Here is a 13,700-nt window from a genome sequence, read left to right as displayed (position 1 = left end):
TATCCTTTATTCCACAGTCATGACAGTCTCTCCGGCCCCCACTAGAGGTATGCTGAGTGTAAAAGCAGAGCCGCTTCCCTGGCCGCTGCTTACCGTAAGGTGGGCACCGATTTTTTTCATTAAATCGAACACAATGACAAACCCGATTCCCTTTTGAGTTACTATTCCCTTGTTGAATTGTGAAATCTGCTCATCGGGCAGTCCTTTGCCCGTGTCCGATATGCAAAGTGTGATTTTGCCTTGGCCAGCTGTTGCCGAGAGTGTAATGAGCCCGTCCCGCATGTTCTTGTTGGCATTGTCGACCAGGTTGCGGATAATGGTACCGAGAATATATCTGTCGGTGTAACAATACACTTCGCCGCAGCTTACCATTATTTCATTGCCTTCGTTCTTTGCCAGCTCCTCGTAAAGGTCCTTCACTTCCATATACAGTGCGCAGATGGAAACACGCTCACAGCTAACGCTGAAATTCTCGCGATGGCTGCTGATCCAGGTAAAAAAGTGATCGGTGAAATTGTTCAGCGCCATCGTACCGCTTTTCAGCTCGCTCGTGGTTGTTTTCAATTCATCGGGCGTAAGGTTCAGGCATTCTTTCGATAAATAATTGCTGATAGTCGTTAGAAACCGGATAGGCGAGCGCAGATCGTGCAAAATAAGGGTGATGATTTTGTCCTTGAGGTGATTGGTCTCTTTCAGCGTGTTCTCGGAGACATTTAATTCGGCAACCTTGTCGCTCAGCTGTTGGGTCCTTGCGCTTATGAGCAGTTCAAGCTCTTCGGACTTTTTCCGTAGCATCCGGAATCTGAAAAGCATCAGAACGTAAATCATTCCAACGGCGACAATCGTCATGAGCAGGTAGAACCACCAGGTATTGTAATGATACGGCTTGACCTCGATCCCCAGGCGCAGGTAGTCGTAGCTACTATGAAACGAGCCGTTCTTTTTTCTGATGTTGATCCGGTAATTGCCGGACCTTAAATTGTTGATCAGGATCAGCCGGTTTGGCTGAACGACGAACCAGTCCTGGTTAAGCTCGGGAATCTGGTATTCGATCAGTATGTTGTCTTCGTTGCCGAAAAACGGACTCGTTACCGACATTTCAAACCTGCTGAAATCAGGTTCCAGGACAATGCGGTCGGCCATATTCACGCGCTTTCCGTTGATCAGTATCTGGTCGATAGATAGCGGTTTGTCGGGAAGGACCGGCGTTGTCCGGCCCGGATGAAACCATACCAGCCCTTCGAGCGACGGAAGCGACAGCATTCCGTTTGGCAATCTCAGGTATGACGGATCGCAGCCACCATTGAATTCGGTGGTTTTCAAACCGTCGCTTTTATTGAAAAGATAATAGTAAACGCCTTTTCTTTTTCCATAGGCATAATCCACCAGTTCGCGTTGGGAGACCCTGAACAGCCCGTCGTTGGAAGGAAGCCAAAAGTGGCCTGTGCCGTCATCGATGAAGCTGTGCACTGTTCGCAATGCCCGTCGTTTATCCATCGGCATGGCATAGACGCCCTTGCCGTCGGACATATAAAATCCGCTCCCGTTGCTGCTGATCCATAGCCTGTTGTGTTTGTCCAGAAATACGGTGCGGATATTCAACGAATCCAGGATAGACCCGGTGGTTATATTACTCGACAGGTTGTATTTTTTCACGCCATTCTCGGTACAAAGCAGGAACTGGTCGCCGCCGACGCGGATCGCGTGCTGGGTAAAATGGCCTGGCGAAGCCTGGTATTTCAACAAACCGTTTTGGAAAACGAGTGCCGAATAGTTCGTGAAAAGGTATAATGTACTGTCTTTCGTATCTTCTATGGTAGCTACGAGCCTGCCGTCCAGATCAATGATCTTTTTTTCGCGACCGGCCCTGAAGTCGTATGAATAGAATGCCCTTGCCCGCTCATAATAAATGATGTGCTTTCGGTTGCTGTGGTGAGAAACCGACTCCCGGTGCACAAGGTAAGGAGTGGTCCTGGGCGGGGCATTTTCGGAAAAAATAATGTTCTGCGCGAAAATTTTGTCTGAGTCGATAAGAGCCTGGGAATAGAATACCTGTGATGGTGCGTTCGGGGGCAAGGCGGGATAAGTAAAGAGGCTTGGTCTGATCACGAAAAGCCCGTTGGTTTCCGAACCGATGAAATAGGTTTTGTGGCCTTTTGAATAATAAACGGATTTGATTCCGGGAATATCCAGCCCTTCGAGGGCAACCCGGGAATCGAGTACTTTCCCGTTCCAATACAGCCGGTGTAACTTTTTACTACAGTACACAAAATTTTCGGTATCCGACCAGAATACCTTGAAGTCTCCGTTCAGAAAGTCGGGATCTGTGCTCAGTGAACCCTGTATCCGGGTGTTTTCGACTTCTTTCCGGCCGTCGCGCCACATCTTTATCCGGTTCTGCGGGAATATTTTCATAAATGAATCGCCGACAAGCGCCAGTGCCGACCATTTGTCATTGCTGCTCTCCAGAAGCTGGGCCTGGCCGTTACTTACATAAAACAGGTCGATTTTATTATACAGAATATAAGCATGGGTGGAGTCCACTCCGTAAAAACGGGGTGCCGCGAGTTCGATTCTCACCCTGTTAATCTTTTCAATTACCTCCTGGGGTGCCGCGGGATTAAACACCGATTCGGCAACCGCATACCCTCCTGTCGGGATATTGATTTTTTCTTCCGTGAGGACTTTGGGAACAGGTGCGTATCGATGGTTTTCGGGGGCGATCCTGAGTACTGCCGGCTTCGCCTCGTGTGCATACAAAACCCCTTTCCTATCCCGGCAAATCAGCCGCATGCGGTCGGTGGCCAGCCCGGGTGTATTTTCGAGGCCAAAGACCTTGAAGTTTTTGCCATCAAAGCGGACAAGCCCCATTTCGGTGCTGAACCAGATAAATCCGAGCGCGTCTTCGTCGATATCGGTCACGCTGTTCTGCGGCAAACCCTCCTGGGTAGTGTAATTAGTCCAGGTAAATGACTTTTGCTGTCCGTAGCAGGCAACTCCGATCATTAGCCAGCCTACGCCCAACAAGTACTTTATTTTAATGCCGGTCATTTATTCTGATGTAGTACAATTGTGTAACTGTAAGTAATTTTATTTCTTAGTTGATTTTGTAAAAATATGGCTACAAATAATAAAATAATTCTATTTCTATGAAAGAACCCGGGATCGAATCCGCTTCGGCGTTTGCGACAAGAGTATTGCCGAAGTGGGCAATCATCGCATTTCTTTGGTGCGTTGCCTGCGGGTGCCAGACCTCGGGAAAGCAGGACCAGCGCAGCACCGAAACAAAAAAGGACCGCGGACATCACTATGACCCGGTTGAAGCCGAAGAAACCCGCGCCATTTCAAACATTCTATTCGGCATTGCGGTACCCGAGTTTCAAACACAACTTAGGATATTCCTGGAAAAATCCCTGAAACTGGATTCTATCGATAAAAGCGGCGGAAAATTCTACAACCATGCGATAGGGAATTACATTTTTAGCTCGGTACACCCGTCGTTCCATCAGAATAAGCTATACAAGATCGATATTCAGGGAAAATATGTCGGATACGAGAAGTATACGGCGGAAATCCCTCATCAAAAAGAAGTACTGGACAAAATGCTGACGAAGTGGTTCGGGGCTCCCGAATTCAACTATCCCCTCAGGGAGTGGTATCATACCGAACATAATCACAGATACGAGTCGGGCAGATGGCGGGCAGGCAGAAAAGTAATAGAGACTTACATTTCGAACCGTGGTCATCAATATACTTATGACCTGTCCATTCTTTTGCCGGAAGTTGAAACGTTGAGAGGTGGCCCGGAAGGCGAAGTCGCGAAATGACGCCGCAGTTAGCCGGATTTTGCCATGATCTCACCCTTCATTGGTCTGAAAAGTAATCGGGGTAAAATCATGGCGCACCGTTTTGAATTGCTTGATAGTGTGGTATAGTGCTCTTTACTACCGGCTCTATTATTTTTTAACGATCTTATCGGAAGCCACCGACCCGTTCGAATAGGTAATGCGGATAATGTAAACCCCGCTCGCAAGGGCCCTGATATCCAGTTCGGTATTCACTCGCGAATCCCGGGTCTTACGCTGATCGGCCACTACACGGCCATCCAGTCCGGTGAGTTCTATGCGTTCGATATCCTCCGCCTTGCTCACCCGCAGCTTGATTTTGTCGGTCGCCGGATTCGGGTAGGATATGATCTGCGCCTGCCCGCTGAAACGGACGTTTCTGATGCTGCTGAACGCATACGTTCCATCCTGATCGACCATTCTCAGTCTGTACAGGTTATCACCTGCCGACGGCCCCGAATGTTTGTATTCGTAATGCACCAGGACGCTGCTCTCGCGTGACGAAGCTACTGTTCCCACTACCTCCCAGGTTTTCCCGTTTACACTGTGCTGTATTTCGAAATGATCGCTGTTGGTTTCTTCGGTCGTCGACCAGGTCAGCAGAACGGATTGTTCCGACAGCACGGCATCGAAACGCGCAAGTGTGACAGGAAGCGGAAAGAACGGGATGGTCACGTCCGAGGTCGGGCTTTCATGCCCCGCATTGTCCAGTAAGCTGAAAGGGACAACAACGCTTGTGGCCGCATCCACCGGGTCGATCAGCACCGGACTTCCATAAGGAACGGTTACTCCCGGAGGCGGTGGAAAATTCCCTGCATTATAGGGTGTTCCATCGACTATCAGCGTGGTAGTCTCGTTGGGAAAAGTCCTGAACCTGAGACTTGTTACCGTACCGTCCGGGTCTGTTCCCGTGAAATGAGCGCTAATGTCGACCGTATTGGTACCGCCGGGGTTCTGCTGACTAGGCAGCGTGACCGGCACTGAAACCGGCGGGCGCTGGATCGCGAAGTCCACATTGGTAACATCGGCGTCGGTTACAGTCACCGCAACCACGCCATCGACAGTCCCGTCGCCGGCCGGCATGAGCCCTTCATTCGTATTTACATATCCGGCAGGCAGGGAAGCCGCTGGTACGGGGCCGCCGACAGTTCCCTGCGTCGTGCTTAATACGACGGTGTAATCGCCGGGAGCCACATTCGGGAAGGTATAGGTTCCGAGCGTTGCGACAGGCTCAACTGCCACTACATTACCCAGGTTATCCGCCAGGTTCGCATAAAGCGAATCACTCACATTCGTACCTATTCCGCTGATGTCGCCGCCATCGGTGTCGTTGAATACCGTTCCTGAGAGGTTATAACCCGGCGCATCGGTAAAAGGAACCGTGACGTCCGCGGGCGCAATGCTTCGCTGACCGGCGTTGTCGATGGTGTGGAACGGAATGACCGACGTGACGGCGCCATCCACAGGATCGATTAGAACCGGCGTTCCGATGGGCACCGTCAACCCGCCAGCAGGGAAGCTGCCCGCAGTGTAGCTTGTGCCGTTGATCAGAACAGTTGTGGCATTGCTTGGGAACGTCGGAAAGAAAATACCCGTCACCGTGCCGTCCGGATCGGTTCCTGTAAAGCTGCTGGTGATGTCGACGGTCGTGGTGCCGCCGGGGTTAGACTGAGCAGGCCGGGTGTCCGGTGTGGCCACAGGGAGCTGCTCGATGGCAAAGTCGACATCAGTCACATCCGTGGTCGAGATCGTCGCGGAGATAGTACCGTCAACGGTTCCATCACCGGCAGGGGTAAGCCCCTCGTTAGTGCTTACATAGCCCGAAGGTAGCGACGCAGCCGGCGCAGGACTGCCGATGGTGCCGGCGGTTGTGCTGAGCACCACCGTGTAGCTGCCCGCAGCAAGGTCGCCGAACGTGTAGGTGCCATCGGCTGCAACAGGTTGAGTGGCTTTCACATCGCCGTTTTCATCCACAAGGCTTACGTGCAATGCGCCGCCAGCATTCGTTCCGGTACCGTTGATATTGCCTCCGTCGGGATCATGATGGATAGTTCCCGACAGCGACAGGCTGGCCAGGCTGCCGGCAGGGCATCTGGCTCCGTCGTTCAACGTCGAGGTAGGGCCTGTTGCCAGAAAAACGGCGGTGGTATTTCCGCTGTGCGGGGCAGAGATTTTGTAGATGTTACCCGTTTCGTTTTGACTGATAAACAAAGCGCCGTCACCGTCCATATATGCTGCCCCGAATGTTCCGGCGGTAATGCCTCCTCCCGTCACCGTGCCTACCACTGTACGCGCGCCTGTGGCCGGGTCAAAGCGGTACAGTGCCAGGGTGGCATTGTCCACGGCATAAATCTGGTTATCGCTCGGACTGATTGCCCAGTCGGTGATTCCGCTGGCGGTGGTAGTCAATGTCGGAAGTGTCTGCAGATAAGTTGGCGACGCAGGATTTACATCAACGCGGTAAATAGACGTCGTATAGGCTGCACTGTTATACAGATACAGCACGCCTGCCGCATCGACATCCCCTATGAAGAAATCGCCGTCCACAGGCAGTCCCGCAATGGGGAACGTTTGTACCGACCAGTCGGCGCCGACACGGACAATTTCGTTCACACCCCGGCGGAAGCCCCAGATGTAGTTATCGGTCCGGTTGTAGCCGATCGCATTGATCTGCGTATTGCCCGTCGTACCGAGGATATCCGTAGCAACCTGATTGGTAGCCCCGGTTTCGATATTAACCACAAAAACATCCGTAGTGGCATCCTGGAAAAGGTAACCCTCGCTGGTGCTGGTACACGCGAATGCAGGCTGCGGCGCAGCCACAGGGAGCGCGTATTCCTCGATTTCGCCGTTGTTCAATGCCATGGTACTGCGGTCGTCGAATGGCGTTCCCGGCAGGTCGTTGGACGGATCGGTGGAATCGAACGTCGAGATACGGAGGCGGATGTAGGTTGTACCCGGGGTAATTGTGCCCGGCGGGATGGTCGGCCAGGACAATGCAACATTCGAAGTGGAATTGGCCGGGACGGTCGCCGAGGCGAATTCCGACGCTTCGAAAGAGCCATTTCTGTTAAAATCCACCCAGGCCGTCACATAAGCGGGTGCCGCGCCGGTGGTGGCTGGTACCGAAAGCGCATAGCTGGTCGATTCGGGCGTCAGCGCCGGGATCGACGGCAGGGCATCCTCGTCATTGGGGCTTGTTCCAGAAACGTTATCCCCGTTCGCATCCGGTCCATAGTTGGTGGCATGGTCTGAGTCAGTCAGATTGGTCCCGAGCCTGGGTGTTGACGGTGGCGTCACCGTTCCGGCCTGGATAATAGTTGCACCGCCCGGAGCGCTTCCGCCCGCGCTGAGGTATTCATCGTGCGTTGTCGTGCTGACCGGGTTACCTCCGGTCAGGTCCGCAAAGTAAATGTTGGTCGGCGTTCCGTATGTCGTGGGGGCGTCGCCCAGGTCGTTGTCGAGTACAACTCCCAATGCAATAGCCGCTCTTCCGTCCCCGTAAATAGCCATATTCGATTCAAGCTGGTTCGCTGCTGTCGTTGCGGCTTTTTTAGTGTATAATACAGCGACGTTGCCGCCGTTGGGGTCTTGCGCTCCGGTGTAGATGACTCCGCTACCTGCCGAAATCCGTGCCGTATTGCCGAAGAAGGTGAGTTTTTTATTCGCCGGTGTATTGGCGTCGGTCTTTTTTTCCAGCAGCTGCCAGGCCGTACCGTTAGTCGACGCCTGCTCGAATTCATCGAGCGGGGTGCCATTGAATGTAACGGTAGCATCGTCTTCCGCATTGGCGAATACCAGCCCCAGGTCCATCGGAATACCGTTGACGGTCGCATAGGCCCTGAACCGGAAGTTCAGGATTGCCGCCAGGCCGTCGATGGTGTACGTACCGGTGATCTTGCCCGATAATGCGGATGCCAGGGTATTGGCTGCATTAGGGCCACCGGTATGGTAGAGGTTGTCGAACCCATCGCCAACCCAGCCGCCGGGGCGGTACGCAATGAGCCGTTGGTCCGAGGGCGTTTTACCGCCAAAAGAAATATTGTCGAGCGTAACCGTCACCAGAACGCCGTTGACATTGAAATTCCTTGAAATGGTTTGTCCCGCCTGGACCTCTCCGATGTTACTGAAGTCGAGCCACCAGATCCTGTCGCGGTAGGCCCCCGAACCTCCGGTAGCTTTAACGGCCTGTGCGTTGACGACCGATTGACAAAGCACAAGGCAAGCTGCCGCGAGGAGCAACCTTTTCACGGTTTCTAGTTTAATCCGGAAAATCTGTCGGACTATTGGAGAAAATAAATGAGTTTGTCTGATTAGCATCATAATCTATTGGCTAAGACTGATTAAGTTGAAAATTAATGGGCTATGGCATGCCTACCGTTTGACAATCCGCACCACGCGGACTGTGTCGTCCGTATGGGTTATGCGTACGAGGTAGATGCCTGCGGGGATGGCGGTAAGGTCTATTTCGCTCGGAAAGTCGTTTTGTACCTGCCTGTCTTGCCGCAAGACTTCCCTGCCGGTGAGGTCGATGAGCTGCACTTGTCGGATCGCGTGCAGGTTATCGGCATTCAAGCGGAACTTGTTGGTGACAGGGTTGGGATAAAGCGCAGCTTCCCGCTTATCGAAACGGATGCTACGGATACCACTGTACGCATAGGTCGCGTCCTGATCGGTCATTTTGAGGCGGTACAGGTTTTCGCCTCCCAGGGGAGAAATATCGGTAAATGTATAATGCTTCAACACGCTGCTTTCTCCCGTTGCATCCACGCGCCCGATCGCCGACCACTGCTTACCGTTAAGGCTGCGTTCGATTTCGAAATAAGCGCTGTTAGCTTCCGCGGTTGTCGACCAGCTCAAAACGGCGGTCCCGCTTTCGGCTTTGGCGGTAAATGCCGTTAATGTGACAGGAAGAGGCGGTTGGATCGAGAAGGTATAATCCTCGGTTTCTCCATAGTTGAGCACCATTGTGCACCGGTCATCCGAAGGCGTTCCCGGTAAATCGTTGGCCGGATCGCCGCTGGAATATTCCGAAATCCGCAAACGGATGTAGGATTTGCCCTCCACCGGGTTGATGCCCGTCCAGGTGAGTGTAGCATCACCGTCGGTATTGGGAGGAACAGTGGCCGATGCAAATTCGCTGGCCGTAAAAATGCCGTCCCGGTTGAAGTCAACCCAGCCGGTAATGTAATTGGTTACCGTGCTGGAGTGGTACGGCACCGTGATGCTGTATGTGGAGCTACCCGCATTGAGTGTCGGGATCGCGGCCAAGGCATCTTCGTCGTTGGGAGCGCGTCCGGCGGCATTATCACCGTCCGCCTCGACGCTGAATGCACCCGCCGGGTCAGGGTCGGTGCGGTTGGTACCTAGCCTTGGTGTAAGCGGATCGAGGATACCGGCAGAAGGAGCGATAACGATGGAACCCGCCGGCGCGCTGCCGCCCTCGCTCAGGTATTCGTCGTGAATCGTCGTGTTGGCGGGATTCCCCCCCTGCCCGGTAGCCAGATAAAAGTTCTCGGCATCGCCATACGACGAAGGTGCATCGCCATGATCGATACTGATCGCGATGCCCAATGCAATGGCGCCCCGTCCGGCACCTACGAGCACAATGTTCGATTCAAGTGGGTTAACCGCACTCGTGGCCTCTTTCCTGGTTGCCATAATTGCGACATTGCCGCCGTTGGTGTATTGCCCGGGAGTGGCTCCCGCAGAAATCCGCACCGACTGGTTGTTATCCCAGAATGTCAGTTTTTTATACGCCAGGGTGCCTTCCGCATCGACTTTGCGCTCCGAAATCCGCCAGGGGCTTCCGTTAGTCGAGGCTTGTTCATATTCATCCTCGGTGGTAACGCCGTTAGTGGAAGAGTAGTCGTCTTCCGCGTTGGCGAACAGAAATGCCAGGTCGACGGGCAGTCCGTTCAGCGTTGCGTAGGCCCGAAGACGGAACCGGGTAATAGACATGAGGCCCGTTCCGGGATAGTCACCTGTGTATTTGGATGAAATCGCCGGAGTAAGCGTATTGGCGGCATTAGGGCCACCGATGTTGTACATATTGTCGAATCCGTCGCCCTGCCATCCGCCCGGCGTATAGGCGATCAGCCGTTGTTCGGCCAGGGTATGGCCCGTTTCAACCGATCCTTCAAACGAAATCTGATCGATTAGTACCGTTATGTCTACGCCATTGACCGTAAATGACTGGTCGACCGTCGCTCCGGCGGCTATTTCTCCCATGCTGGAAAAATCCAGCCACCAGGTCGACCGGTTTGCGCCGGTCCCGCCGGTAGCCCTCACGGCCTGGCCTTGAACGTTGCCGTAAGAAAGTAACAGGCTGGCAGGTAACATCGCACAGCAAGCCAGCCGGGCGGCTTTCTGGGAAACCGTCTGCCAGGATGGGAAAGGCCTGCTTTTCTGTAAGTAAAGTTTCTCTTTCATACAATCGGAATTAAAGTAAATACTAACACCATCTGATGAGGAACGAGGGTCGATTACTGTCCGGAGATTGAGGGAGTTATATGCCCGCAAAGTCGCCGCTATCATTATACGGGCTATGGAATCCTGTGCGTTAAATAGAAATAATTTTTATTGCGTTTAGAACTATACTTTTACGCTATCAAAACTATTGCTACTTCTTTTGTCGAAAAATAGCGAGATCTTGAAATGCATTGTAGCCGAACGGCTACAATCAAGACGGGACAAGTAAACGCGACAGCGAAATCCGTTACGAATACGGCTTTTGGCAGATGTCGAATAAATAGGCGGTGTATGTATGAACCGGAGAGCGCGGGAGAGGCTTTTGCCTGCCGATTTTAACGGCATTGACCCGACGTTGCCGGGGCAGGGCGTAGGAAATAATGTAATTCCGCGGTTCGGAAGGCCGACGACAGGGCGACGTGCAACGCGCGATGGTGAGGTTGTCCTATCTTCGGAATTCTTGGTTAGTCTTCCAAAACGGAATGCAATTTGGCAAGCTTTTGCAGGTCCAGCAGGTTCTCGACCGCGAGCTTGTGGAAAATGCGGGACTTATGGGTGCTGGCCGTCGATACCGAAATATGCATCGTTTCGGCAACTTCCGCCAGTCCGTGGCCCTTTAAGAACAACATTGCCGCCGCGAATTCCCTTGGAGAAAGCTGGTCGAAGGGGTTTTGGTATTTTTTTCCGAAAAGCATATTCGAAAAAAGTTGCATTTGCGCCTGGCTCATATAGCGCTGCCCGCCCGCGATATGGACGATCGCTTTCCGGAGCTCTTCGTCGGATTCCCCTTTCTCGACATACCCATATGCTCCCGCCTCGAGGTAGCGTTTGGCGTGCGCTTTTTCGGGATTGACCGAGAGAACGAGGATCCGGATTTCCGGCGACCGGGAAATAATTTCCGTAACGAGCGTAAGGCCGTCGGAGTGAGGCATATTGATGTCCAGGATCAGGAAATCGTAGCGGTTGGTCTGCAAAAGTTTCCTGATTTCCAGGCCATCCCTGGCGAAATCGATCGCGCCGTTTGTTCCTGTAACTTCCTGCACCAGGAGGCGTAAGCCGTACCGGACAATGGAATGATCGTCGGCTATCAGGACTTTCTGAAAGGGTTTCATCGATGTAAACAAAGTGAGAGGCGTAAAAGAACCTCGAAATATATCTAACGGCGCAGAAATTATTTGTCGAATTTATACGATTTTTTGATAGAAAAATTAAAAACCGGTAATCGCTTCTGCTGCCCGGTATGGAGTTAAAGCAACATGCCCGCGCAGGCCATATTCCGGTGGTTGTCCACAGTGCCAAAAACGAAGAGGTTACCCTTACCCCGTATGGAGGTGCCATCGCCGGGCAGGCGCTGCTCAAAAAAATCGTCACAATCGTCGAAAATAACATGGCCCAAAGCGCTTTCACCGCCGGGAGACTTATTGCTTACAGAATAGTAACCAAACTTCCAGGCAATCAAATTCAGCTTCTTTCGCTCAGGTAACTGTATTATAAGCTAGAATCTTTAAGGCTGTTAACTCTTGCTTTCTGGTCATAGTGTGGCAACAAATGACCGTTCTTCCGGGCAATTGCTTTATCTCCCGGCAATAAGGGAAGAAAGATTTATTCGCTTGCAAAATAAACCATGCAGCATTCAATGACCACCTCCTGTCAGAACTTTAGGGAATAATTCCGGCCCAGCAAATAAAGTTTTTCCCGTCGAAAAAAATTAAGGGAATCCGGAAGCTGAGCTATACAAAAAAGTATTTGGCATAAAACCGGAAAATAACCCGGGCCCGATACGGCAATTGCGGGGAATGAACCGCATCGGTCCTATCCAAAACTACTAAAAAATTGCTAATGTATTAAGACCTTATCGAGCAATCGTATACAGGATTTGACAAATAAGTTTTGTTTCAGCATTCATTACAAAAACAACTTCCGAAAGTATTTGCTAGCATGAAATCTAGGTGTTTGTTACTACGATGAGCCTGTTATTTATATGCATATAATCATATTATAACAATGAGATATCTCTATAAACAATCGAAAAATAATTTCAACGCTTTGAGACACATTGCAGCTTTTTTTGTAATTGTGTCACATGCCTTTGATATTGCCGAGAATGGTGAAAATGAACCGCTCCGCCGGCTGACCGGAGTCGATTTTTCGTTTAGTTATTTGGGATTAAGTTCATTTTTCCTGATCAGTGGTTTCCTCGTTACCCAGAGTTGGATACAGAAAACGTCTGTCAAACAATACCTCTTCCATCGGCTGCTTAGGATCGTTCCCGGCCTTGCTGTTGTGGTGGTCTTGACGATTCTCGTGTACGGACCACTGTTCACGACGCTACCACTTCGAACGTATTTCGGCAATATCGAGACCTATCTGTATTTGAAGAATATACTCATTTTTCAATCACAGGGGCACTTGCCCGGCGTTTTTGCCGGCATCTATCCTGCGCCCATTAACGGTTCGATCTGGACTTTGCCATATGAGATGCTGTTCTATATCTGTGTCCCTTTGTTTAGCCCCATATTGTTTAAGACAAAATTACGGTCGTTGGTTACCGGTATAGCCATCACATTGGCGGTTTATTGGATGCTTACAAACCAGGAGGTCGCAAGGATGTATAGTCCGAAAGTCAATATGTATCGGGGCAGCCTAGTATTATTTTTGGCGTTTTTCATGTCTGGTTCCTTTTTTTACTGCTATCATGAAAATATCCGCTTCCGAAAAGATTATTTTTGGATCATTTCGCTGGTATATATAATAGTAATAGCATCGCGGGATATCATTCTGATCAAGCTGTTAAATCCTTTCCTGTTGGGCTATATGGTTTTTTGTCTCGCGTTTTGGCCATCTCCGCTCAACACATTTGGAAAGAATAGAGACCTGTCCTATGGAATATATATCTATGCATACCCCATTCAGGTAATGGTTATCTATTATTTCAACATTCAAAGCGCTTGGTTTTCTCTGGCAATTACGCTTTTGTTGGTCATGCCGTTAGCTATGTTCTCGTGGAATTTCATAGAGAAGCCCGCGTTGAAATTAAGGCACATGCTGAAAACGCCGAAACTTCAACGCCAGATAGATGTAAAATCGGAGCATGAGGTTACCTGGTTTAACCGGGAAATAATGTAGAGCCATGTCGCCGATCTTTTGACTACGAAAGTGGAACCCCTGAAATATGATTCATCTCTCTTATAGCCAGGCATGTCCGATTCGGCCTGCTGGACCATCTGTTAATTCCATCTCGATCTGTCCGGTGAAATAAATTTCGGCGGGAGCAGCATAGGTGGTTTTTTAAAGAGCTGATGCCAGACAGGCTACACATTCAACCGAACCTGATTAATCCGGCTACAACAAAAGCGAATCCGGCTACAAACGGCACCGCGGACC

Annotated in this window: 7 protein-coding genes; 3 read left to right on the top strand and 4 right to left on the bottom strand. The window is 51.2% G+C overall.

What is annotated here, in order from left to right; genetic code table 11:
- Positions 1 to 6: 6 nt before the first annotated feature.
- On the bottom strand, positions 7 to 3,051 hold the full coding sequence (locus ABV298_RS24775; protein WP_353718816.1) for an ATP-binding protein: 3,045 nt from the start codon (positions 3,049 to 3,051) through the stop codon (positions 7 to 9).
- Between the two features lie 98 nt (positions 3,052 to 3,149).
- On the opposite strand from ABV298_RS24775, the gene ABV298_RS24770 reads away from it, so the two are divergent.
- Positions 3,150 to 3,827, top strand: a complete 678-nt coding sequence (locus ABV298_RS24770; RefSeq protein ID WP_353718815.1) for a hypothetical protein — start codon at positions 3,150 to 3,152, stop codon at positions 3,825 to 3,827.
- 129 nt (positions 3,828 to 3,956) lie between these two features.
- Here the strand turns inward: ABV298_RS24770 and ABV298_RS24765 are convergent, their stop codons facing one another.
- From ABV298_RS24765 to ABV298_RS24755, 3 genes are all read right to left on the bottom strand, one after another.
- Complete coding sequence (locus ABV298_RS24765) at positions 3,957 to 8,096, bottom strand: CshA/CshB family fibrillar adhesin-related protein (RefSeq protein WP_353718814.1); 4,140 nt, start codon at positions 8,094 to 8,096, stop codon at positions 3,957 to 3,959.
- 123 nt (positions 8,097 to 8,219) lie between these two features.
- The gene (locus tag ABV298_RS24760) at positions 8,220 to 10,277 is read right to left on the bottom strand and encodes a CshA/CshB family fibrillar adhesin-related protein (RefSeq protein ID WP_353718813.1); all 2,058 of its coding nucleotides are present in this window, start codon (positions 10,275 to 10,277) and stop codon (positions 8,220 to 8,222) included.
- A gap of 503 nt (positions 10,278 to 10,780) precedes the next feature.
- A complete protein-coding gene (locus tag ABV298_RS24755; RefSeq protein ID WP_353718812.1) occupies positions 10,781 to 11,428 on the bottom strand; it encodes a response regulator transcription factor in 648 nt (215 codons plus the stop codon).
- 128 nt (positions 11,429 to 11,556) lie between these two features.
- On the opposite strand from ABV298_RS24755, the gene ABV298_RS24750 reads away from it, so the two are divergent.
- Together ABV298_RS24750 and ABV298_RS24745 are read left to right on the top strand one after the other, a co-directional pair.
- The gene (locus tag ABV298_RS24750; RefSeq protein WP_353718811.1) at positions 11,557 to 11,799 is read left to right on the top strand and encodes a hypothetical protein; all 243 of its coding nucleotides are present in this window, start codon (positions 11,557 to 11,559) and stop codon (positions 11,797 to 11,799) included.
- 521 nt (positions 11,800 to 12,320) lie between these two features.
- Positions 12,321 to 13,442, top strand: coding sequence for an acyltransferase (locus ABV298_RS24745; RefSeq protein ID WP_353718810.1), 1,122 nt, complete (start codon positions 12,321 to 12,323; stop codon positions 13,440 to 13,442).
- Positions 13,443 to 13,700: the final 258 nt, after the last annotated feature.

Source organism: Dyadobacter sp. 676, from assembly GCF_040448675.1.
Lineage (GTDB): Bacteria > Bacteroidota > Bacteroidia > Cytophagales > Spirosomataceae > Dyadobacter.
Note: the sequence above shows the minus strand (reverse complement) of the source record. Positions and strands in the feature narration are given on the sequence as shown.